Below are 20,227 nucleotides of genomic sequence, written 5' to 3'. Positions count from 1 at the left end.
GAATGAATCTACTTGCAGAATGCAATAAATGTGGAAAATGTAAAGAAACATGCCCCAGTTATCAGATTTTTCTTAATGAATCCTTCTGTCCAAGAGGAAGGCTGAGGCTTATTAAAGCTCTGCAGGAGAACGAAATAACCTGTGAGAAATCCTTTAAAAATAGAATTTTTAGCTGTCTTCTTTGTGGAAGTTGCGAAAGCTGCTGTCCTTTAAATATAGATGTAACAACTCTCATTTATGAAACAAGAACAAAAATGAAAAAAGGGGTTTTTCAATACCTGTTCAAGTATTTCTCTTTTTATCCAGAGATATTTTTCTCAATTTTTTCCATTTTAAATCATATTAAAAACTCTTTAAACATCAAAAATCTACCATACTTCAACAGATTTCCCTCACCGAATATTAAACGGCAAGCCAACTTTCTTCAGGTTTACAGCAGATTAAAACCCAAAGGAAGAATAGCAATTTTTTCAGGATGCTCATCAAATTATTTGATGCCTTCAATCACTGAATCTTTAATTTATATTTTAAACTGGTTGAACTATGAAGTTATTGTGCCAAAACAGCACTGCTGTGCAGCACCACTGCTTGCTGCAGGATTTAAAAAAGAAGCAGTAAAGCTCGCCAAAAAAAATGTGGAAATTTATAAATCCTTCAATATTGATGGTGTAGTTACTCCATGCCCAACCTGTGCTCATTTTATTGAAGATGTGTATAAAGAAATTATCGGACAGGGGCTCAATGTATTGAGACTTGCAGATTTATTTGAAAACACTCTGGAGGAGTTCAAAGGAGACAGCAATGGTCATGTGTTTTTCCATGTTTCCTGCCATACTTTTAACTATGTTAAAGATGCTGATAACATATTGAAATTGCTAAAAAAATTTGGAATTGATGCCAGCAAAAAAACAGGATGCTGCGGTTTTGGAGGAATCTTTTCTTTTTTATTTGAAAAACAATCTATGGATATTCTTAAGAAAAAAGTTTTAGAATATGAAAAAGCAGATATGATAATAAGCTCTTGTCCAAATTGCATAATTCAGTTAAAATCAGCTATGAAAGATAAAAAAATACTTCACTATGTAGAGGTAATTAAAAAAATTTTGCTGAAAGGAGAAAAAAATGGAAAAGTCATTTGAAATAATCTTACCTGACGGAACAGTTTATAAACCTGAAAAGGAATCAGTTGTTCAGGGTTATGATCCAGATGGAAAGCCGAAGAAAATGAAGTTTTCTATGAAAACAGAATGCCAGCGATGTGGAGAGTGTTGTAAAAGGGATACTCCAGTAATTCTTAAAGAAGATATCATCCTATTGAAAAAGGGTGTTATATCTGAAAAGGACATTTATACAATAAGAGAGGGTGAAAAAATTCGCTCTTTTATTGATGGTGATACCTATTATTCGTCAATGGAATTGATAAAACTCCGTCCTATCTTTGCAAGCTCTACATGTCTTTTTTATGACCCTGAAGTAGGTTGCACAATCTATGAGATGAGACCCACTGTATGCAGAGAATTTGAATGCTGGAGTCAAAACATTACAATTACAGGTCTTGAGGAAAGAAGACTAACAAGAAATGACCTTTTCGGCAGTATTGACATTGTTAAAGAGGCTATAAATAAACACGAAGAAAAATGCTCTCTTTATAAATTCAATGATATTGTGGAAGAATTTGTCTCTGGCAAAGAAGAAATTTTTGAAAAAATTGTTGAGATGATTTTATTTGACTCTACAATAAGGGATTGGGCAAAGAAAAAACTGGAGATTCAGGATGATGTTCTGCCTTTGCTTTTTGGTAGGTCTTTGATGGAAATTGCTCCTCTTTATGGAGTTTTAATAGAGAAAGAAGGAGAAAACTTTCTGATTAAAGTTATGAAGGAGGCTGAACAATGAAATTCTTTATTGACACAGCGAATGTTGAAGAGATTAAGAAAGCATGGGAAGCTGGAGTTATTGATGGAGTGACAACAAATCCTTCGCTTATTGCAAAGGAAAAGCAACAACCACTGTCTCTTCTTAAAGAAATATGCCAGATAGTAGATGGTCCTGTGAGCGCTGAAGCAGTATCTCTTAATTTTGATGATATGGTGAAAGAGGCTTATCAGTTAAGTAAAATTCATCCAAATATTGTTGTTAAAATTCCAATGACTGAGGATGGATTGAAGGCAGTTAAGAAACTTTCTCAGGAAGGGATAAAAACCAATGTAACTCTTGTTTTTTCTCCACTACAGGCTCTTTTAGCTGCAAAGGCAGGTGCTACATATGTAAGTCCCTTTGTTGGAAGACTTGATGACATAAGCCACTTTGGAATAGAACTTGTAAGAGACATCCAGATTATTTTTGAAAACTATGATTTTGAAACTCAAGTAATTGTGGCAAGTATTCGAAATCCTTTGCATGTGCTTGAAGCAGCAAGAATTGGTGCACACATTGCAACAATCCCTTATTCAGTAATCAAACAGTTAATCAAGCATCCTTTAACAGATATTGGCATTGAAAGATTTCTTAAAGATTGGGAAAAAATTAAAAAATAAAGGAGGAAGAAGATGATAAAAAGTAAAAAAATTCTTCTTTCAGGTATCATTTTTCTTGTTATAGGTATTACAGTAGGGCTTATAATTGCTTCAAAATTTGATATTCAGAACAAGGGATTTTCAGAGGATTATAAGATTTCTAAGGAGTCTCAAGAAATTTTGTCAAAAATAAGCAATGCCATGGCAGAGGTTATTCAGGCTGTAAGACCGTCAGTAGTAAACATTTACACTACAAAAAAGATTAAAAGACCAGGAATTCCTTTTCCTTTCAGTGATCCTTTTTTCAGAAGATTTTTTGATGAGGAATTTGGAGAATTTTTCAAACAAAGAGAATATACGCAAACATCACTTGGTTCAGGAGTGATTGTTGATTCTTCAGGATATATTCTCACAAACTATCATGTAATTAAAGGTGCTGATGAGATTAAAGTAAAGCTTTATGACAAAAGGGTTTATGATGGAACTGTAATTGGTTATGATGCAAAAACTGATATTGCAGTGATAAAAATAAAAGCAGAAGGATTACATCCAATTAAATTGGGTGATTCGGACAAACTAAAGGTTGGAGAAACAGTAATAGCAATTGGAAATCCCTATGGATTAAGCCTTACTGTAACAAGTGGTATTGTTAGTGCTACTGGTAGAGCAAATGTAGGAATCTCTGATTATGAAGACTTTATTCAGACAGATGCAGCAATTAATCCAGGAAATTCAGGTGGTCCTCTTGTGAATGTTCGTGGAGAACTTGTTGGAATAAATACAGCGATATTTAGCACAACAGGAGGATATCAGGGAATTGGTTTTGCAATTCCAAGCAACATGGCAAAGACTGTAATGGAAAGTCTTATCAAGTATAAGAAAGTAATTCGTGGATGGCTTGGTGTAACTGTTCAAGATATAGATCCCGAAATGGCAAAAATGGCAAAATTGAAAGAACTAAAAGGCGCTGTTGTTACAGATGTTGATGAAGGCAGCCCTGCTGAAAAAGCAGGACTTATGAGAAAGGACATTATCATCAGCTTTGATGGTAAAGAAGTAGAGGATTCTGCTCATCTCAGAAACATGGTAGTAAGTAGTCCTCCTGGAAAAACAGTTCAGATGGAGATAATAAGAAATGGAAAACATTATACAATAACTGCTACCATAGGTGAACTTCCCAGCGAAAAGCAGCTTTCTCAGACAGACAATGTTCTGGCAGGTATTCATGTTGATAATCTAACAGACAAAATAAGAAATGAATTAAACATTCCTAAAAAAATTAAAGGAGTTGTTGTAGTATCAATTGAGCCAGGCTGCCCTGCTGAAGGAATACTTTCACAAGGAGATGTGATTATAGAAATTAATAATGAAAAAATTAACAATGTAAAAGACTTTTCAAAAATAGCAAAAAATATCAAAAATGAAGCTGTTGTATGGTTTTACAGAAACGGTAGAGTCTTATATGTCACTCTTAAGATTGGATAGTAATTGGAAGAAAGAGTTAAGCATCTGCTGCCTTAAATAAAGCATTTTATTAAAAGTGTTTGAAAATTCTCTGAAAACACGGGCATGTGCAGTCTGCATTTCTTCTAAGAGATCTTTACAGAAATACCAATTACATCTAAGAGGACGAAGATATCGTGGAATTTTACATCCCTTTTTTGTAAGAAGATAACATGGTTGTTTTTCTTTAAGATTTCTCGGAGGCAGAGGAAATTTTTCTCTTAATGCTAAAACATAAATTAAATCGTCATATTCATAGCGACTGTTTTTGTTTAAACAGCAGATATTACTGCATGTGGCGCAAACTTTCTTAGAATAAATATCAACAAAGGGATCAATTTTTATGATTAGTTCTTTTACCTGTGTTGCCAGTAACATCGTTTCTTTAAAAACTTCAGGGAAATTTTTAAAAATTGAATCTATCCTTTCAACAAGCTTTCTTAGCTCATCAATGTTATCCCATAAAAGTTCTACTTTGTTAATTAGAGTAATTTTTTCCATTTTACAAATGAAGATGCTTTACAGCAAGTTTTACATAGGATTTTTTTATTTTATACGAATTCTTAATATATCCAACCATTAAGGCTCTGGAACATATAAGATTTATAAGTCTTGGAATTCCTTTTGATGCCTTGTATATTTTTCTTATAGCTGATTTCTTAAAATACACAGGTGTTTCTGCTACTGTCTGGAGTCTGAATTTTACATACTCTCCGACTTCTTCCTTACTTAAAGGATAAAGCCTTACTTTAAGGCTTATTCTCTGGTTTATTTGTGAATATTTAGGTTTTGCAAGAAGGTCTTCAAAATAAGGCTGAGCAAATAGAATAATCTGAAAAAGTTTTTCCTTTTCTGTTTCAATATTTGAAAGATGTTTTATTTCAGTGAGAGTTTCCTCAGGCATGTCCTGGGCTTCATCAATTATAAGAATATTTTTATAACCTGAGAGTTTTTTATTTTTGAGATACTCTGATAGAAATTCAATCATTGATAACTTGCTTTGAAATTTGTTTAAATCAATCTGATTGTCGTTTTTACTTAATTTCTCAATTATTCCTTTGAGCAACTCCTCAGGAGTAAGAGAGGAATTGTAGATAACAATTGGTAAGATATTTTCTTCTTTAAAGTTTCTTAAGAATTTTCTTATAAGCGTTGTTTTCCCTGTTCCAGGATTTCCTGTAACAAGCATAAATCCTTCACCCTTCTGAATAAGATATCGGATAGATTCAAAAGCTTCCATATGGGTTTTTGAAGGATAAAAGAAATCTGGATCAGGAGTTATCCCAAAGGGGTCTTCTTTAAATTTATAGAACTCATAATATTCCACTACTGTCCTCCAAGTTTTGAAATTAAATCATAAAGAGGACTTAAAAGACTGATTAAAATTATTGCAAAAAATAAACCGATAAATAAAATCATTACAGGCTCTATGATTTTGCCAAGCCTCACAGAGTATTCCTGAAGTTTTGAAGTGTAATAATTAGTTAAAAATCCAAGCTGTTCGTCAAGATTTCCTGAAGTTTCACCTATGTTTATAAGCCTGATTACCATAGGCGGGAAAATTTTCTGGTCTTTAAGAGATTGTGAAATTCTTTCTCCTATAGTAATTCTCTCTTTTGCATTATTTATTGCTTTTTTCATTATTTCATTGTTAACAACTTCTGCTGTCATGTCAAGAGCATTGTCTATTGGAATACCTGCTACAGTGAGAATGCGAAACTGCTCTGTAAAGAGAGCAACTGCTCTATTATAAAATATTTCTTTTATTATGGGCAATTTAAACGAAAGGAAGTCTTTTATCCATTTCAATTTTTTATTTTTTTTGATTAAAGGCATTGAAAGAACAAAAATTAAAGGTATGACAGGCAAAAGATAAAAAAACTTTGCCAGTAGGGCACCGATTTGAACCATAATTTGTGTAATAAAAGGAATCTTTACTCCCATGCCCTGCATTGCATTTACAATTTTTGGCAGAACATAAATAAGCCAGAAACAAACAGCACCAAAAGAAACCACTGTAGCAAAAATAGGATAAATAAGAGCTCTTTTTATGGCTGTTCTTAAATCCTCAATTCTTTGAAAATAATCCGCTATCTCACTAAGGCTTCTGTCAAGACGACCTGTTTCTTCTCCGACTTTTATAAGATATTGAACAACTCGAGGAAAAACATCTTTTTGCATTGATATTGCTTCATTAAAGGGCATTCCTTTTTCAATCATGTCTTTTATATCTAAAATTATTCTTTTGAATCTCTGGTTTGTCATGTTTTCAGCGATATCTGCAAGGGCTGCTGTGAGAGGCACTCCTGCTTTAAGCATTATTGAGAGATTTTTTGAAAATTCAATTAAATGAATATTTTTTATTTTGCCTGAGAAAAAGCTGATAAAAGGGGATAAAATCTTTGGTATTTCTAACATTGATAAAACATAAATGTTTTTCATTGTCAGAAGCTGCATTGCTTCTTCATAATTGTTTGCCTTTATAAAACTTCTAAAAACTTTTCCTTCTTCGGTAACAGCTCTGTACATGAAAATATTCATCCTAAAACCCTTTCAACCTCCTCAAGTGTTGAAATTCCTTCTGCAACTTTCCTCAATCCATCAATCCTAATTGGGAGCATTCCTCCTTCAGCTGCAGCTTTTGTAAGAGAGTTAAAAGAAGCTCCTTCATAAATCATCTCCCTTATTTTTTCATTTACTGTCATCAGTTCTCCTATTGCTACTCTTCCTAAGTATCCAGTATTCCTACACATCTTGCATCCTTTAGCATAATAAATCTTATCCAGCTTTATTCCTGAAGAAGCAAAAATTTCTTTTTCTCTTTCATTTAAATCTCTTGAAGTTTTACAAAAGGGGCATATTTTTCTTAAAAGTCTTTGACTTAGCACAGCAGTCAAAGATGAACTCAGAAGAAATCTGTCTGCACCAAGATCATAAAGCCTTGGAACAGCACTTACCGCATCCGAAGTATGAAGAGTGCTCAAAACAAGATGTCCTGTAATTGATGCTCTTATTGCAATGCGTGTTGTTTCTTCATCACGAATCTCACCAAGAAGAATTATATCAGGGTCATGTCTCATAAAGTTTCTTCCAGCAAGTGCAAAGTTATATCCAATCCTTTCATTTACTTCGCTTTGCTTTACAAAACTAATTCTATACTCAACAGGATCTTCAATTGTTATAACAGACCTTTGAAGTCTATTAATTTCTCTTATTAATGCATAAAGAGTTGTGCTTTTTCCAGAACCTGTAGGTCCAACAACAAGAATTATACCGTTTGGTTTTTTTATAATCTCTTTTAATCTTAAAGCAAGTGATTCACTAAAACCAAGCTTGGTTAGACTGTAGAACTCCTCTGAAGCACCGAAAAGTAGCCTCATTACAACGCTTTCTCCTTCTACTGTAGGAATAGTTGATACTCTTACCTCATATTTTTTGCCTGCAAGTGTAAAAATAAATGAACCATCCTGAGGAAGTCTTTGCTCTGCTATATCAAGCCTTGAAAGAATTTTTATTCTTGATACAACTCCTGTATGTAGCAGTCTTGGAAGGAAATAACCTTCATTTAATATACCATCAACTCTATAAAAGATTGTTACAACTCCAGCATTTATGTTTATGTGTATATCTGTAGCTCCTCTTCTTATTCCTTCTGCTAAAATTGCATCAACAATCTTAGGAAAAATTTCAGGAGGTGCTGCACCTGTCCCTAAGGTTGCATTTATTGCATTTTCTATGATTTTTTCTGTAGGATTTTCCAGGAAATAGTAAGCTTTTTCAAGAGTATCTATAAAACCTTCTTCATCTGTAAGACAGGCCTTTGCCCTTTTGCCTGTTATTGATTTTACTTTATCTAAAGCAACAATATTGCTTGGATCAGTAACTGCAATCTTAATAACTTCCTCTTTTTCTTCAATTGGAAGAAATCTTGCTGACTCAGTAACATCTTTGGGAAAAGCTTTAAGAAGTTCTGTTTCAATTGGATAGTCTCTGAGATTTATGTATTCAAGCCCATGCTGAACTGCAAGAACTTCTGCAAGCTCTGAAGATGTAATAAATCCAAGTGATATTAAACATTTTCCGAGAACCTGACCTGTAATTTTCTGAACATTAAGAGCTATGTTAAGTTCATCAGGAGTTATTAATTTTTTTTCTAATAAAAGGTCACCAAGTCTCATTGTGAAATAATCCTTGGCTGCAGAAGTATTACAAGCTCAGTATTTATCTCTTCCTTATCTTTACTTTTAAAAAGCTCACCAACCATAGGAATATCTCCTAAGAGTGGCACTTTATTTTCTGATAGAGTTTCCTCCTTTTTAATCATTCCACCAATTATTATAATTTCACCATCTTTTACCTTTACTGTTGTGCTTAGTTCTCTTAAATCAACATTTGGAAGCTGGATTACTGTTTCACTACCTGAAGAACCAAAAGTTGCTGTTTTCATATCTATAAGCTTAGAGACTATTGGAGTAATTGTGAGAGAAATTTCTCCATTTTCATCAATGTAAGGAACTATTCCAATAATAAGTCCTGAAAGAAGATTGCCTGTTTCTACTGTATAAGTTATTATCGGAGAACCTGTTCCGGATGTTGTAACATTGCTCTGAACCTTTGATATAAACGAGTAATTTCTTCCAACTGTAAAAAGCGAAGTCTGTCCATTCATTATACTTACACGAGGATTTGACAGGGTTCTTACATCTCCAAATTGTCCAAGAGCTTTTATTAAAGCTGAAAAATCTTTTATAGCAGTTGTTGTCAATGAAAATTTACCCAAAGAGTATGGGCTATCACCACCTATTACATTTGTAAAGCCTGATGTGCTCCCACCAATGCTCCAGTTATGTGTGCCATGACTCCACTCTCTTAAAAAAGACCAATCAATTCCGTATTTTAAAGATTTTGAAAGTGCAACCTCTATGACTTTGGCTTCTATAAGGACCTGTCTTGCCATAACCTTTTTCACTGTTTCAATATACTCTTCAACTTTTTTTATATTTTTCTTTGTTGCTGTAACCATCACTGTTCCTGTCATTCTATTTATTACATAGTTTTCACGAGGCATTGAAGTACCTAATTGCAATGAAGCTACTTGCTGTGGAATTGTTTTAGTATCTGATACTCCAAGAATTGTAGAAAGTGCTTTCTCAATTGAATCCCAGAATTTATATGCTGTATCATCTGTTTTTTCAGATTTTGATACATTCCCTTTAAGTATTGTAGTTGCTGTGCCTCCTGTAGTTCCTCCTGTAGTTCCTCCTGTAGTGCCTGTAGTTATACCTGGTAGCTGGCCTGTTACACCACCAAGAATGTCTCCACCAACATCTGTTGAATAATTTTGTTGAATTGGAATTGTGCTAAGGTGAAATATTTTTGTATCAGTATCTTTTACTGTAAGCACATTTCTTTCAATTTTATAAAAATAATCAGTTGAGGAAAAAACTGCCTCAAGAGCATCTTTTAATGTAACATTGTTTAAAACTACTGTTACTGGGACATTTGGATCTACCCCTTTTTCAATAACAAGATTTAAACCAGCATCTCTACACAAAACAATCAATATATCCCTTAAAGAACTTTGTCTTGCATTTACAGAAACCCTTTTCATCTTAAGTGGGGTTATATCCTCTTGCTCTATTCTGAAGTCTGGGAAAACTTCTTTTTTTACTGTTTCTTCTTTTTTAGGAAGCTCAATCTGAGGAATCTTTATTTCTCCTTTCATTTGAGTGCTACTGCAGGCATACATGAATAATAAAAGAAGCAATATTAATAATTTTCTAACTTTAGCCATTTTGTTTCTCCCTGTTTATTTTTAATTAAAACTTTATCTTTAAATATGGCTTTTACTTGGTATCCATTGATTGAGTCTCCCTCTCTGACAATTGAATCTCCTATTACAGCATACTTATTCCTGCCTTCATAGATAAATGACAGCACAGGTAAAGGAGCTTCTTTAACAACCGACTCTTTAGGGTTTTTTTTAGCTTCTACTATTTTTGAGGTTTCAAAGGGATTTTGTAAACTACTATAAGAAATACGGACTCTCTCCTTAATTGTTATCTCTGGAAAAGCATACTCTAACATGTTTTTTTCATTTGGAGAGACAACGCTCAAAGGTTTTATCTTCAAAGAAACTCCTAAGCCTAAAAGGGAGATTATAAAAATAGCAATTGATATTTTAAGTTCTTTTCTCACTTTCTTGATAAAATAACTTTAAATGAGCTTTGATATCAATACCTGTTGTATTGCCCTTAGAAGAAAGAGCTACTGATTTAATGAAAATCAAGGGATATTCTGTCTCTTCAAGAAAGCTTAAAATATCAACAACTCTATTCCATAAAGTTTCAGCTTTCAAAGTTATATCATAGCTTAATTGTTTTTGTTCTTTTTGTATATTCGATATTTCTATGTTAATTTCAGGAAATCTTGATTTCAGATTATCAAGAAATTGGGCTGCTAAAATTTCTGAATCTTTTCTTTCAGGTACTGTTATATTTTCAAGTATTCTTTTAAATCTAATGCCCTGAGTTATCTTGTTGTCTAATTTTGTTATCAAGGCATAATCTTCCTTCAGGGCTTGCTCTGTTTTGTTAAGATAAATAAAAACATAAAGAAGAACCATAACAATAGCATAAACAATGGTTACAAAGAGAAGTTTTCTGCCTATTTTTTTATTGTAAAATTCCTGAATACTCATAAACTGCATCTATGCTAAGGTCTCCTTTTGTAATATCCAATTTTTCATTTGTAATTTTAAATCCCCTTTGAGAAAGAAGTTCCTTAAATTTTAAGTAAGAAATCTGTCTTTCGGAAAAATTTTTACCTGTGCTTTTACCCTTTATTTTTATTTCCAATTTCTCAGGATCAATTTCTATAGAGTCCAGATAAATTAATTCTGTTTTAGCCTGAATAAGTTTCATAAGAAGAGCTCTTGTATCAATAATAGAATTTCTTTTGTTTCGTAAATCCTGAAAAGGTTTTAACTCAGTTTCATATTTTTTAATGCTTTGTTGAAGATTAATAAATTCTTGTTTATGCTGTAATATATATTGTTTTTGGGAATTAAGCGAATGGTAAAGGGAGTTTAAATCATAAAGATACACTATATTGTATCCAAATAAAACTACAGCAGCCATCAATAATACTAAACTTGCATAGTTTAAGTATTTCATTGTTTTTTTAAATTTTCTGTATGACTGTGGTAGGATGCTTCTCTTTTTTAGATTCTCTTCAAACAATACCATGCTCAGCGGAATGGCATATTTCTCATTTTCTGGCAATACTGACAGAAACCTGTGTGGAAGAATAAGTCCTGAAACTTCCTTATGTTTTGTGCCAATAAAAATAATCTCTTCAGGAGTTACTCTTAGATTCTGTATTGAATAGTTCACTGTCATATTGATATTAACTGTATCTTCATCGGTTAAACTCTCTCTCCCTTCAAACTCTCTCATAATAAGCATCTCTGATTTTTCAAAAATGAATAAAAATCTTGATGTTCCAGAAACAAAACACACTATTTTGTTTTTTTCTGCGAGTTCTGAATCAGAGTTTATAAAAAAAATTAAAGGAATATGCATTGGATAAAGAGCTTTTATATTAATTTTTGCTTCGATAAGTTCCTCAATAAATTGATAGGAAGACTCAGGCACCACATAACATCTTATCCAGGTTCTTGCCTCAGTTGTGTATTTTTCATAGATGAATGAAAACTGCTGCAAAGATGGAGATCTTTTTCTTATTTCATTAAATACAAGTTTTTCAAGAATTTTTTTCTTTTCAGGAATTTGAAAAGGCAGAGAAAATTTAAATGTGTATAGATCTGAGAAGAAGACTGAAATATACAGCTCTTTTATTGAATACTCTTTAATGAATCCAAAGATTTCATCCCGAGAAAATTCTGAAAATTCAGCATCTTCAATGTCTTTTTTAGGTATAATAGCTTTTACAATATTTCCCTCTATACTCAAATAGGCTTTTTTCATTATTAAAAATTATAACATAAACTTCAAAATGCTCAAAATTTTTCATGTTTTTCATTTAAATCTCGCAAAAACCTTTCAAATTTTGATATATTAAAAATTAATCATTAAAGGAGGTCATAGAAATGACAATAAAAAAAGAGACATTCAAATTTAATACAATAGAAGAAGTTCTTGAGGATGTGGTTCAGGGAAAAATGATTATACTCGTTGATGATGAAGATAGAGAAAATGAGGGAGATCTCTTTATAGCAGCAGAAAAAGTCACACCTGAAGCGATAAACTTTATGGCAAAGTATGCCAGAGGCTTAATATGTCTGGCTTTAACTCCTGAGAGGGTTGAAGAACTGAAACTTCCCATGATGGTAGATTTAAATGAATCACCCCATCAGACAGCCTTTACTGTATCAATTGAAGCAAGAAAAGGTGTAACTACAGGAATTTCAGCTCATGACAGAGCTCATACAATTCTTACTGCAATTGACCCGAAAACAAAACCCGAAGATCTTGTTAAACCAGGGCATGTTTTCCCTTTAAGAGCACAAAAAGGAGGAGTTCTTAAAAGAGCAGGTCATACAGAAGGAGCTGTTGATCTTGCCCGTCTTGCAGGACTGTATCCAGCAGGTGTTATATGCGAGATTATGAACGAAGACGGAACAATGGCAAGAGTTCCCCAATTAATGGAATTTGCAAGAAAACACGGACTTAAGATTACTACAATCAAAGATCTAATCAGATATCGCATGAGAAATGAAACCCTTATTAAAAAAGTTGCCACTGTTCATCTTCCAACAGATTATGGAGAGTTCAAAGCAATAGCATACACTACTTTGATTGATGACAAGGTCCATCTTGCACTGGTTAAAGGAGACATTAAGCCAGGTGATGAAGTCCTTGTAAGAGTTCACTCAGAATGTTTAACTGGTGATGTTTTTCTTTCAAAAAGATGTGACTGCGGCTCACAGCTTCACAGAGCTTTGCAGATGATTGAAGAGGCAGGCAAAGGAGTGCTTCTTTACATGAGACAGGAAGGAAGGGGAATAGGACTCCTTAACAAGTTAAAAGCCTATGAACTTCAGGAAAAAGGTTATGATACAGTTGAAGCTAACTTAAAACTCGGTTTTAAACCAGACTTAAGAGATTATGGAATAGGAGCTCAGATTTTAGTTGACCTCGGAGTTAGAAAAATGAGGCTAATGACAAACAATCCCCGCAAAATTGTAGGATTGGAAGGTTACGGACTTAAGGTGGTTGAAAGAGTCCCAATTGAAATTAAACCAAATGAAAATAACAGATGCTATTTAAAAACAAAGAAGGAAAAGCTTGGACACATATTAACAAAAGTATAATGCGCCTGAGAGGATTTGAACCTCCGACCTTGGGGTCCGGAGCCCCACGCTCTGTCCACTGAGCTACAGGCGCTTAAATAAATTATAACAAAAAGGAGTTATCAGATGAGAGAAAATGAAATACCTTTAGGATTAACCTTTGATGATGTGCTACTTGTACCTTCCCGCTCAGATGTTGTTCCTGCTGAGGTTGATGTAACAACTTATTTTACTCCCAATATAAAACTCAATATTCCCATTGTGAGCGCTGCAATGGACACAGTTACAGAGGCAAATCTTGCAATTGCAATTGCAAGAGAAGGAGGCATTGGAGTAATTCACAGAAATATGCCTCCTGAAAAACAGGCAATGGAAGTAGACAAGGTAAAAAAATCAGAAAGTGGAATGATTGTTGATCCAATTACAATTGGACCAGATGCACCGATATCAGAAGCCTTAGCTTTGATGGAAAAATATAGAATATCTGGTGTTCCTGTTACAGTAAATGGAAAGCTCGTTGGAATCATTACAAATAGAGATCTTAAATTTGAAAGAGATTTTACAAAAAAAGTAGAAGAAGTAATGACCAAAGAAAGACTTATTACTGCAGGCGTGGGGATTACACTTGAGGAAGCCCAGGAAATCCTTCATAAATACAAAATAGAGAAACTTCCAATTGTTGATGAAAACTTCAATCTCAAAGGTTTAATAACAATAAAGGATATTGAAAAAAGAAAAAAATATCCCAATGCCTGTAAAGACCATATTGGAAGACTTCGTGTTGCAGCAGCTGTGGGAGTTGGAGAACCAGCAATTTACAGAGCAGAATTACTTGTGAAAGCAGGTGTAGATGCAATTGTAATTGACACTGCTCATGGACACAGTAAAGCTGTTATTGAAACATTAAAAGAGCTTAAAAGAAGATTTGACATAGATGTGGTTGCTGGAAACATAGCAACAGCTGAAGCTACGGAAGAACTTATTCAGGCAGGTGCTGATGCAGTAAAAGTAGGAATTGGACCGGGCTCCATATGCACAACCCGTATTGTTGCTGGTGCAGGAGTTCCACAGCTTACAGCAATTATGAATTGTTACAGGGTTACATCAAAATATAAAATTCCTTTGATAGCTGATGGCGGAATTAAATATTCAGGAGATATAACAAAGGCTCTTGCAGCAGGAGCACACTGTGTTATGATTGGAAGTCTTTTTGCAGGTACAGATGAGGCTCCAGGTGAAATTATACTTTATCAGGGAAGAAGTTATAAAACGTACAGAGGCATGGGTTCTATTGGTGCAATGCAGAGTGGTTCTTCTGATAGATATAGTCAGCAAGGATTAACTCCTGAAAAGCTCGTTCCTGAAGGAGTTGAAGGAAGAGTCCCCTATAGAGGACCTCTTTCAAAAAGTGTTCATCAATTAGTTGGAGGGCTTAAATCCGGAATGGGATACTGCGGTTGTAGAACCCTTGAGGAATTAAGAACTAAAGCAAAATTCATCAAAATTACAAATGCTGGATTAAGAGAAAGCCATGTTCACGATGTAACAATAACAAGAGAAGCACCAAATTACTGGATTGAAGACTGATATGGAAGAAATTATAGTAATTGACTTTGGTTCCCAATACACTCAGCTTATAGCACGAAGAATAAGAGAGTTTAATGTTTACTCTGAAATAATTCCCTGTAACGCACCTTTTAATGAGATAAAAAAAAGAAAACCCGCAGGAATTATTCTTTCTGGTGGACCTTCAAGTGTTTATGAAGATGGTGCACCTACGATAGATAAAGAAATATTCAACCTTGGGATACCGATTCTTGGAATATGCTACGGAATGCAGCTCATTACCCATCTTCTTGGTGGGAAGGTCTCTAAAGCTGAAAAAAAAGAGTATGGTAAAGCAATTTTAAGAATTGAGGATTTTTCTGATATTTTCAGTGATGTTTCTCGGGAAACAGTAGTCTGGATGAGTCATGCTGATAAAATTACAGAGATGCCTGAAGGCTTTATACGGCTTGCCCATACAGAAAACTCTCCTTATGCTGCAATGGCTGACAAAAAGAAAAAAATCTATGCTTTACAGTTTCATCCTGAAGTGGTACACACAGAAGAAGGCAAAAAGATACTCAATAATTTTATATTCAAAGTATGTGGATGTAGCCCTTCCTGGAATATGCATTCCTTTGTTGAAAAACAGATAGAGGAAATAAGAAAAAAAGTTGGTTCATATAAAGTTGTTTGTGCTTTAAGTGGAGGAGTTGACTCTACTGTTACAGCTGTGCTTGTTCATCGGGCTGTAGGAGAGAGCTTAACCTGCATTTTTGTGGATAACGGACTTTTAAGGGCAGGAGAGAGACAAAAAGTTGAAGAGATGCTAAGAAATAATTTTCACATAAATTTAAAGGTTGTGGATGCATCAGAGAGATTCCTTAGAAGACTTAAAGGAGTGCGTGACCCTGAGAGAAAAAGAAAAATAATTGGTGGAGAGTTTATAAAAATATTTGAAGAAGAAGCTAAGAAAATTGAAGGAGTGAAATTTCTTGCACAAGGAACTCTTTATCCAGATGTTATAGAAAGCATTTCCTTTAAAGGACCCTCTGCAACCATAAAGAGCCATCATAATGTAGGCGGACTTCTTAAAAGAATGAAACTTAAACTTATTGAACCATTAAGAGAGCTTTTTAAGGATGAGGTAAGACAGCTTGGGCAGGAACTTGGAATACCTGATGAAATCTTATACAGGCATCCTTTTCCAGGACCTGGTCTTGCTATAAGATGCGTTGGAGAGGTTACACGTGAAAGGCTTGAAATACTGAGGCAGGCTGACATGATTGTTCTTGAAGAAATTAAAAATTCAGGATGGTATAAAAAGGTGTGGCAATCCTTTGCTGTTTTGCTTCCAATAAAAACTGTTGGAGTTATGGGAGATGAAAGAACATATGAGCATGTAATAGCTGTGAGAGCAGTTCACAGTGTTGATGGAATGACAGCAGACTGGGTAAGGCTTCCCTATGAATTACTTGAGAGAATCTCAAATAGAATAATCAATGAAGTAAAGGGAGTAAACAGGGTTGTTTATGACATAACATCAAAGCCTCCAGGAACCATTGAGTGGGAGTAAATATGTTTGATTTAAAAAAATACATTGCCGAAAAAAGAGCCAAAATTGAAGAATTTATCAAATCCTACTTTAATCCAGCAATTGTTCCTCCCATTCTTCATGAATCTGTTCTTTACTCTTTAACAGCTGGAGGGAAAAGATTAAGGCCAATTTTATGCATATCTGCTTATGAAGCCTGCGGAGGAAAGGAAGACATAACTGCATATGCCACTGCAATAGAGTTCATCCATACCTATTCTTTAATTCACGATGACCTTCCAGCAATGGACAATGATGATCTCAGACGCGGCAAACCAACAAATCACAAAATATTTGGAGAAGCAATTGCTATTCTTGCAGGTGATGGTTTGCTGACAGAGGCTTTTAGAATCCTATCCAATCCTGCTTATACAGATGTTGAGCCATTAAATCTCATAAAAGTAATTCATGAATTAAGCAGTTCAGCAGGTGTTTACGGAATGGTAGGGGGTCAGGCAATGGATTTAATATCAGAGAGAAAAGAGCCTGACAAAGAAAGCGTTGAATTCATTCATTTAAATAAAACTGCTAAGCTTATTTCTGCCTCTGTTAAATCAGGAGCAATACTTGCAAGTGCTGATGATGAGCAAATGAAAAAAATTGAAACCTATGGGTTAAGCATTGGACTTGCCTTTCAAATAATTGATGACATCCTTGACATAGAAGGTAGTACTGAGGAGATTGGAAAACCAAAAGGCTCTGATATTGAAAAAGGAAAAATGACCTATCCAAGAGTGTATGGAATTACTCAATCAAGAAAAAAGGCAAAACAGCTGATTGATGAAGCCCTGAATGCTCTTGAAACATTTGATGAAAAGGCAGAGCCTTTAAGAGAGATTGCAAAATACATAATAAAACGCACATCGTGAAGCTTCGCCTTGATCAATTACTTTATAAAAAGGGTATCACAGAAAGCAGAGAAAAAGCCCGTGCTTTAATTCTTGAAGGAAAAGTTATTGTAAACGGACAGAAAATTGAAAAACCTGGCACAATGGTTGATGAAAATGTTGAAATTACTATATGTGGACAGCCTCTTTCCTATGTGAGCAGAGGTGGATTAAAGCTTGAGGCAGCATTAAAAGCTTTTTCAATAGATGTTAAAGACAAAATTGCAATGGATGTTGGTGCAAGCACAGGAGGATTTACTGACTGTCTAATTCAGCATGGTGCAAAGCGTGTTTATGCGGTGGATGTTGGATATGGTCAGCTTGCATGGAAATTGAGAACAGACCCGAGAGTTATTCCAGTAGAAAGAACAAATATAAGATACATGAATAAAGATAGCATTCCAGAGGATATTGATATAGTAACAGTTGATGTATCATTCATATCTTTAAAGCTTGTTATTCCGAAAGTCATAGAGTTCCTGAAACCAGAAGGTGAAATTATAGCGCTAATTAAGCCACAGTTTGAGGTTGGTCGTGGTGATGTTGAAAAAGGAGGAATTGTAAAATCCGCAGAAAGGAGAAGAGAAGCAGTAGAGGAAATCAAAAAATTCTTTGAAACTATAAAGCTCAGAGTAATTGGAATTATAGAGTCTCCAATTAAAGGACAAAAGGGCAACATTGAATATTTAATCTATGCTAAGGTTAATCAACAATTGCACCAAAAACCATACCCACAACAACTTTGATATATGCCCATTGCTTAGTTATTTCCTTCAATTTTATCCTTTTGAATTTTAATTAAGTTTTACAATAGCGAGGGTCCTGGCTATCTTTAAAATTTTTTAAATTTTCAAGCTCTTTTTTAATCTCCTCATTTGAAATCTTTTCCAGCACAGAAAGAATTAAAAATCTCTTAAACAGATCAGTGTCATCAAGGCTATAGAGAATCCATTTTCCCTTTCTTTTTATCTTTACCAGCCCTGCCTCCTTTAAAACCCCGAGATGAAAGGAAACCTTTGGCTGAATCATATCAAGAGCATTAACTATTTCGCATACGCAAAGTTCACCTTTTTCAAGAAGCTTGAGAATTTTAAGCCTCGTTTCATCAGACAATGCATGAAACACCTTTGTCAACTCAGATGTTTTCAAGTTTTCCATACAAAAAGTATAAAAAAATTTTTATATGTTTGTCAACATTCTAAACAAAACACTAACTTCCTAATGGAAAATTTAAGTCCTTCTGGTTACAGAATAGAGCAGATTTCTGGTAAAATAAAAAATTAAACTGTTCTGGAGGTAAAATTGAACTACCTGATTGTCACTGGAGGAGCTGGATTTATCGGCTCAAATGTGGTAAAAAGGCTTAATGAACTGGGAGAGGAAAAAATCCTCATAGTTGATAATTTAAATACCTCGGAAAAGTGGAAAAATCTTGTGGAACTCAATTTTGAAGATTACATTCACAAAGATGAGTTTATTGAAAAAATAGAAGAATTTAAAAATTCAACTAAAGCAATAATCCATCTTGGTGCAAGAAGTAGCACTACTGAAAAGGATGTTGATTTTCTTATGAAAAACAACTATGAATACACTAAAAAACTGGCAAAATGGTCATTACAAAACAATGTCAGATTCATATATGCATCAACTGCAGCTACCTATGGAGATGGCTCTAAGGGATTTTCTGATGAGCATAGCTTAATACCTTTTTTAAGACCTTTAAATGCCTATGGTTATTCAAAGCAGATATTTGACCTCTGGGCATTAAAAAATGGAATTCTTGATAAAATAGTTGGCTTAAAATACTTCAATGTTTACGGACCAGGAGAAGCTCATAAAGGTGAGATGAGAAGTATGGTTTTGAAAGCCTATGAGCAAATTAAGAGAGATGGCAAAATAAGACTCTTTAAATCCTATCACCCGGATTACAGAGATGGTGAACAACTTAGAGATTTCATTTATGTAAAAGATGCGGTAGAAATGACTATATTTTTCCTTGAAAAACCTGAAATAAATGGAATTTTCAATGCAGGCACAGGCATACCCCGTTCATGGAATGACTTAGCAAAAGCGGTTTTTTCAGCATTAGAGCTTGAACCACAGATAGAATACATTGACATGCCTGAAGAAATCAAAGGAAAATATCAATATTTTACAAAAGCTGATATGGGTAAACTTAAAAAAGCTGGCTACAATAAATCCGCTGTATCTCTTGAAGAAGGGATAAAAGATTATGTTGTTAACTATCTTGAAAAATGCTAATTTATTTCTGAATTAATCTCATAAAAAGATAAATCTGAGAGAGTTTTTCAAGAAGTTCGCAAACTGAAAAAGCTTCTTCCATGGAGTCTCCTACACTTACAGCTCCGTGCCTTGATAAAAAAACAGCTTTTTTATCCCCTAAAGCTTTTACAGCCTTCTCGGCAAGCTCCTTTGTCCCTGAAGGAGCGTATTCTGTAACATTTATGGGCCCACCAAGAACATCAGTCTGTTCATCAAGAATTGAAGGGAGAGAAAGATTCAAAGCTGCCATTGTGCATGCAAAAGTAGAATGTGTGTGGATCACCGCATTTACATCTTTTCTTGCCTTATAAATTTCTATATGAAGCTTTCTTTCTGATGATGGTTCGCTGTCTCCTTCTATGACATTCTCATTAAAATCAATAATGACCACATCTGATGCTTTAAGTCCATTGTAAGATTTGGATTTTGCTGTAATGGCAATAAGATTTTCTTTAAGCCTCATGCTAATGTTACCACTACATCCAGTAACAAGCCCTTTTTTATAAATCCTTTTTGCTATCTTCACAATTTCTTCTCTTTCTTTTTTCCATTGCATAGTTTTATTATAAAACATAAAAACTGTTAC

20 protein-coding genes and 1 tRNA gene are annotated in these 20,227 nt (G+C 34.2%); 10 read left to right on the top strand and 11 right to left on the bottom strand.

Features of this window, described 5'->3' with window-relative positions:
- The first annotated feature begins 2 nt into the window (after window positions 1-2).
- Genes V4D31_RS01400 through V4D31_RS01385 form a run of 4 tightly spaced genes read left to right on the top strand, consistent with a single transcriptional unit; the run spans window position 3 to window position 4,001 of the window.
- On the top strand, window positions 3-1,139 hold the full coding sequence (locus V4D31_RS01400; RefSeq protein WP_353686463.1) for a (Fe-S)-binding protein: 1,137 nt from the start codon (window positions 3-5) through the stop codon (window positions 1,137-1,139).
- On the top strand, window positions 1,123-1,896 hold the full coding sequence (locus V4D31_RS01395) for a YkgJ family cysteine cluster protein (protein WP_353686462.1): 774 nt from the start codon (window positions 1,123-1,125) through the stop codon (window positions 1,894-1,896). The genes V4D31_RS01400 and V4D31_RS01395 overlap by 17 nt, the downstream gene beginning before the upstream one ends.
- Window positions 1,893-2,537 (top strand): fructose-6-phosphate aldolase, encoded by a 645-nt coding sequence (gene fsa / locus V4D31_RS01390; protein ID WP_353686461.1) that lies wholly within the window; start codon window positions 1,893-1,895, stop codon window positions 2,535-2,537. Before V4D31_RS01395 ends, fsa begins: the two co-directional genes overlap by 4 nt.
- A gap of 12 nt (window positions 2,538-2,549) precedes the next feature.
- Window positions 2,550-4,001: a DegQ family serine endoprotease gene (locus V4D31_RS01385; RefSeq protein ID WP_353686460.1), complete on the top strand. Its 1,452-nt coding sequence runs from the start codon at window positions 2,550-2,552 to the stop codon at window positions 3,999-4,001.
- Here the strand turns inward: V4D31_RS01385 and V4D31_RS01380 are convergent.
- The 8 genes from V4D31_RS01380 to V4D31_RS01345 are packed head-to-tail and all read right to left on the bottom strand — an operon-like array spanning window position 3,975 to window position 12,007.
- Entirely contained in the window at window positions 3,975-4,520 is a 546-nt protein-coding gene (locus tag V4D31_RS01380; RefSeq protein ID WP_353686459.1) for a hypothetical protein, read from the bottom strand. The two genes, V4D31_RS01385 and V4D31_RS01380, sit on opposite strands and share 27 nt — an antisense overlap.
- A 1-nt stretch (window position 4,521) precedes the next feature.
- Entirely contained in the window at window positions 4,522-5,346 is an 825-nt protein-coding gene (locus V4D31_RS01375) for an AAA family ATPase (protein ID WP_353686458.1), read from the bottom strand.
- On the bottom strand, window positions 5,346-6,560 hold the full coding sequence (locus tag V4D31_RS01370) for a type II secretion system F family protein (protein WP_353686457.1): 1,215 nt from the start codon (window positions 6,558-6,560) through the stop codon (window positions 5,346-5,348). The genes V4D31_RS01375 and V4D31_RS01370 overlap by 1 nt, the downstream gene beginning before the upstream one ends.
- Entirely contained in the window at window positions 6,557-8,197 is a 1,641-nt protein-coding gene (locus tag V4D31_RS01365) for an ATPase, T2SS/T4P/T4SS family (protein ID WP_353686456.1), read from the bottom strand. Before V4D31_RS01365 ends, V4D31_RS01370 begins: the two co-directional genes overlap by 4 nt.
- Complete coding sequence (mshL, locus tag V4D31_RS01360) at window positions 8,194-9,813, bottom strand: pilus (MSHA type) biogenesis protein MshL (RefSeq protein WP_353686455.1); 1,620 nt, start codon at window positions 9,811-9,813, stop codon at window positions 8,194-8,196. Before mshL ends, V4D31_RS01365 begins: the two co-directional genes overlap by 4 nt.
- Window positions 9,789-10,217 (bottom strand): hypothetical protein, encoded by a 429-nt coding sequence (locus V4D31_RS01355; RefSeq protein ID WP_353686454.1) that lies wholly within the window; start codon window positions 10,215-10,217, stop codon window positions 9,789-9,791. Before V4D31_RS01355 ends, mshL begins: the two co-directional genes overlap by 25 nt.
- Window positions 10,201-10,719 (bottom strand): hypothetical protein, encoded by a 519-nt coding sequence (locus tag V4D31_RS01350; RefSeq protein WP_353686453.1) that lies wholly within the window; start codon window positions 10,717-10,719, stop codon window positions 10,201-10,203. Before V4D31_RS01350 ends, V4D31_RS01355 begins: the two co-directional genes overlap by 17 nt.
- Window positions 10,694-12,007, bottom strand: coding sequence for a hypothetical protein (locus V4D31_RS01345; protein WP_353686452.1), 1,314 nt, complete (start codon window positions 12,005-12,007; stop codon window positions 10,694-10,696). Before V4D31_RS01345 ends, V4D31_RS01350 begins: the two co-directional genes overlap by 26 nt.
- A gap of 122 nt (window positions 12,008-12,129) precedes the next feature.
- On the opposite strand from V4D31_RS01345, the gene V4D31_RS01340 reads away from it, so the two are divergent.
- On the top strand, window positions 12,130-13,353 hold the full coding sequence (locus V4D31_RS01340; protein ID WP_353686451.1) for a bifunctional 3,4-dihydroxy-2-butanone-4-phosphate synthase/GTP cyclohydrolase II: 1,224 nt from the start codon (window positions 12,130-12,132) through the stop codon (window positions 13,351-13,353).
- Here the strand turns inward: V4D31_RS01340 and V4D31_RS01335 are convergent.
- Window positions 13,354-13,426: transfer RNA gene (locus V4D31_RS01335), tRNA-Arg, on the bottom strand. It lies immediately after the preceding gene.
- A 32-nt stretch (window positions 13,427-13,458) separates the two neighbouring features.
- Here V4D31_RS01335 and guaB point away from each other — a divergent pair.
- The 4 genes from guaB to V4D31_RS01315 are packed head-to-tail and all read left to right on the top strand — an operon-like array spanning window position 13,459 to window position 18,104.
- Entirely contained in the window at window positions 13,459-14,919 is a 1,461-nt protein-coding gene (gene guaB / locus V4D31_RS01330) for an IMP dehydrogenase (RefSeq protein WP_353686450.1), read from the top strand.
- 1 nt (window position 14,920) lies between these two features.
- Window positions 14,921-16,453, top strand: coding sequence for a glutamine-hydrolyzing GMP synthase (gene guaA / locus V4D31_RS01325; protein WP_353686449.1), 1,533 nt, complete (start codon window positions 14,921-14,923; stop codon window positions 16,451-16,453).
- A gap of 2 nt (window positions 16,454-16,455) precedes the next feature.
- Window positions 16,456-17,340 (top strand): polyprenyl synthetase family protein, encoded by an 885-nt coding sequence (locus V4D31_RS01320; protein ID WP_353686448.1) that lies wholly within the window; start codon window positions 16,456-16,458, stop codon window positions 17,338-17,340.
- Window positions 17,337-18,104 carry a TlyA family RNA methyltransferase gene (locus V4D31_RS01315; protein ID WP_353686447.1) on the top strand — a complete coding sequence of 256 codons (768 nt, stop codon included), beginning with the start codon at window positions 17,337-17,339 and terminating at the stop codon, window positions 18,102-18,104. The genes V4D31_RS01320 and V4D31_RS01315 overlap by 4 nt, the downstream gene beginning before the upstream one ends.
- A 52-nt stretch (window positions 18,105-18,156) precedes the next feature.
- Here the strand turns inward: V4D31_RS01315 and V4D31_RS01310 are convergent, their stop codons facing one another.
- Window positions 18,157-18,516, bottom strand: a complete 360-nt coding sequence (locus V4D31_RS01310; protein ID WP_353686446.1) for a metalloregulator ArsR/SmtB family transcription factor — start codon at window positions 18,514-18,516, stop codon at window positions 18,157-18,159.
- A 144-nt stretch (window positions 18,517-18,660) separates the two neighbouring features.
- On the opposite strand from V4D31_RS01310, the gene rfaD reads away from it, so the two are divergent.
- Window positions 18,661-19,620, top strand: coding sequence for an ADP-glyceromanno-heptose 6-epimerase (gene rfaD, locus V4D31_RS01305; RefSeq protein WP_353686445.1), 960 nt, complete (start codon window positions 18,661-18,663; stop codon window positions 19,618-19,620).
- A gap of 1 nt (window position 19,621) precedes the next feature.
- On the opposite strand, the gene V4D31_RS01300 is transcribed toward rfaD, so the two are convergent.
- The gene (locus tag V4D31_RS01300; protein ID WP_353686444.1) at window positions 19,622-20,197 is read right to left on the bottom strand and encodes a class II aldolase/adducin family protein; all 576 of its coding nucleotides are present in this window, start codon (window positions 20,195-20,197) and stop codon (window positions 19,622-19,624) included.
- Between the last annotated feature and the right edge of the window lie 30 nt (window positions 20,198-20,227).

The sequence above is a fragment of the Thermodesulfovibrio sp. 3462-1 genome, assembly GCF_040451425.1.
In the GTDB taxonomy this organism is placed as follows: domain Bacteria; phylum Nitrospirota; class Thermodesulfovibrionia; order Thermodesulfovibrionales; family Thermodesulfovibrionaceae; genus Thermodesulfovibrio; species Thermodesulfovibrio obliviosus.
The sequence above is the reverse complement of the archived record's forward strand: the minus strand, read 5'-3'. Positions and strand labels throughout refer to the sequence as shown.